Source organism: bacterium, assembly GCA_029210545.1.
GTDB lineage: Bacteria > BMS3Abin14 > BMS3Abin14 > BMS3Abin14 > BMS3Abin14 > JARGFV01.
On record JARGFV010000175.1, the window covers coordinates 1 to 3,219 of the forward strand.

Below are 3,219 nucleotides of genomic sequence, written 5' to 3' on the forward strand. Positions count from 1 at the left end.
TGGAGCAAAAGGCCCGCACGGACTTTTGCGATATGCCAGTAGTCCCCGTGAGGAAAGGGAAAACGACGCTTTTCCCTTTCCGTTGAGCAAAAAGTCCCGGATTGGACTTTTTGCGACCCTATCAGAGTTCATGTGAGACCAGGAATCCCGTCAATGAAGGTTTGTGGGGAATTCAACCGGAAGGAGTACAACCGGTAGCAAGTAGAACACTCCTGGAGTAAAGTCAACACTTGAGATTCCACCTTCACCCGGAAGTGCTTCGATTTTCAAGTAAAAAAACCTTTGCCTGGTTACATGTGTAACCCGTCCGGATGGAGACTTTTTGTCGTTTCCCCGGCAGAATATTTTCAACCAACTCATCGTCGTATCCGCACGAGGTGCAGGAGACAATTGGGAAACATGACCGTTCATGGGAACTCTGCCGCGGGCAATGCGGGAGTGTCACAGGTTACCGAACAATACCCCGCCCTGGTAAGCGACTACTATGGAGAACTGGCCAACGCTGCCGGCGATCCCATTTCCAGGCAGGTATTCCCGGATCCTGAGGAGATTTCGGCGGTAAACGAAGGGCTGCCCGAAGATCCCGTTGAGGAAGAGCGTTACTCTCCGGTGACCAACCTCACCCACCGCTACGCGGACAGGGTCCTGTTCCTGGTCTCGGACCGATGTCCGGTCTACTGCCGCTTCTGCACCCGCAAGCGCAAGGTTGGCCGGGGATTAGCCGTCACCCCCCGGACTCTGGCCGCAGGTTTTCAATACATCGCCAAAAACCCTTGTATCCGCGATGTTCTCCTTTCCGGTGGTGACCCCCTCATGCTCGGCACGGAAGAGTTGAAAAGTATCCTGGATCAGATCCGTCACATCCCCCACGTTGAGATCATCCGGATCGGGACCAGGGTTCCCGCGGCAATGCCGGAGAGAGTCACTGCCGAACTGGCGTCCCTCCTGGCGGCCGGCGGCCCTCTGTACATCCACACCCATTTCAACCATCCCGCGGAGATCACGGTCCAGTCCCGGGAAGCCTGCCGGATCCTGGCCGACGCCGGGATCCCCCTCAACAACCAGACGGTTTTACTCAGAGGGATCAATGACGACCCGGACATCCTGGAGGACCTTTTCCGGAACCTGCTCGCCATGAGAGTCCGCCCCTACTACCTGTTCCAGGCCGACAAGGTGAGAGGCACCGGGCATTTCCGTACCCCCCTTATGCGTGGTGTTCAGATCATGGAGGAGCTTTTCCGACGCACATCACCCATGGCGCTTCCCACCTTCGCCGTAGATCTCCCGGACGGCGGCGGAAAGGTCTTTCCATCCGCCGCCACGGTCCTGAACCCCGGCGGAGCCGACCAGTCAATCCTGATCCCTGATGGACGAGCCGTGCTTTACAGGGATTAAGCCGTTCACGGTTCACGGTTCACGGTTCACAGTCCACAGTTCACTACTCACGGTTCACTCCCCCCCTCATGGGCGTATAAACCGAACTTGACATTCCCTTTCTTATTATGTAGGTTCTCCATGTGAGTTAACCATTCACTTAACTGCCAAACTATGTCTTTTGTATTTTTATAAACACTTTTCACAAAAGGAGATCACCATGAACAGGGAATTTCTCAGGGCACTGGCGGCCCTGGCCATTCTGACGGTTATCCTTGTTCCCGCGGCAGCCATTGCGGGGTATGACCACAGCGAGATCGAAGGCCCTTTCGCAAACGGCCCGGCGGTGACAAAAAAGTGCCTCGAATGCCACGAGAAAGAGGCCATGGATGTCATGAGGACTTCCCACTGGACCTGGACCGTGGAACAGAAGATCGAGGGCACCGGGACCGTGCAGCGCGGCAAGAAGAACGTCATCAACAACTTCTGCGTCGCGATCACCTCCAACGAACCCCGCTGCACCAGCTGCCACATCGGCTACGGCTGGAAGGACGCTTCCTTCGACTTCACCGACAAGACCCGGGTCGACTGCCTTGCGTGCCACGATACCACCGGCACCTACAAGAAGAACCCCAAGGGCGCCGGCATGCCCATGGATGATGTGGATCTCCTCAACGTGGCACGGAACATCGGAGCCCCCTCCCGGATCAACTGCGGTACCTGTCACTTCTACGGCGGCGGCGGCGACAAGGTAAAACACGGTGACCTGGACAGCTCCATGGGCAATCCGTCCCGGGAACTGGATATCCACATGTCACCCGACGGCGAGGATTTTACCTGTCAGGAATGCCACGAGTCCGACGGCCACAGTATCAAGGGCAACGCCATGGTGGTCTCACCCACCGAGTTCAATCACCTGGGATGCGACAGCTGCCACGGCGAGGCCGTCCACAAGGAGAGCCGGCTCAACAAGCATGCCAAAAGGGTTGCCTGCCAGACCTGCCATATCCCTTCCTTTGCCCGGGAGTTCCCCACCAAGGTCTACTGGGACTGGTCCACTGCCGGCGAGGACCGGGAACCCGAATCCGACGAGAACAGCATGCCCACCTACCACAAGATGAAAGGCACCTTCAAGTGGGCCCGGAACATCATTCCCACTTACGCCTGGCACAATGAAAAAGCCGGGGTGTACACCCTGGGCGACAAGATCGACCCCAGGAAGGTCACCCCCCTGAGCTGGCCAAACGGCAACAGGAAGGACCAGGACGCAAGGATCTACCCCTTCAAGGTCATGGAAGGCCGGCAGCCGTACGACATCAGGAACAAGACCCTCATCGTGCCCAAACTGTTCGGCAAGGGCGGCTACTGGCAAACCTACGACTGGGACCAGACCGCCAGGCTGGGTATGGAAGCGGTGGGGCTGCCCTACAGCGGGGAGTACGGCTGGACCGGCACCATCATGTACTGGAAGATCAACCATATGGTGGCCCCGGCCGAAAATTCCCTCGGCTGCCTGGATTGCCACGGCGACGGAGGGCGCATGGACTGGAAGGCCCTCGGGTACAAGAAAGATCCCATGAACTGAGAGACAACGTCCGCAAAATAAAAAGGGGAGAAGCCATTCTCCCCTTTTTAATATTAAAACCAAACTGTATAATATCCGCAGTTTAACGGTTTGTTAATCATTGATTGATGGACTCGCAAAAAGTCCATCAACGCGCCCCGCGCGGGGCGCCCCACTCAATGACTCACTCCGTAAGTCATTGAGTTGTAAGGAAAGGGAAAACGACGCTTTTCCCTTTCCGTGGAGCGAAAAGTCCCGGATTGGACTTTTTGCGACTCTAT

General features: G+C 56.7%; 2 protein-coding genes. Both read left to right on the top strand.

The window, feature by feature from the left end:
• Window positions 1-399 precede the first annotated feature (399 nt).
• Window positions 400-1,395: a KamA family radical SAM protein gene (locus P1S46_11975; GenBank protein MDF1537187.1), complete on the top strand. Its 996-nt coding sequence runs from the start codon at window positions 400-402 to the stop codon at window positions 1,393-1,395.
• A gap of 199 nt (window positions 1,396-1,594) precedes the next feature.
• Window positions 1,595-2,959: a tetrathionate reductase family octaheme c-type cytochrome gene (locus P1S46_11980; protein MDF1537188.1), complete on the top strand. Its 1,365-nt coding sequence runs from the start codon at window positions 1,595-1,597 to the stop codon at window positions 2,957-2,959.
• The last annotated feature ends 260 nt before the right edge of the window (window positions 2,960-3,219 follow it).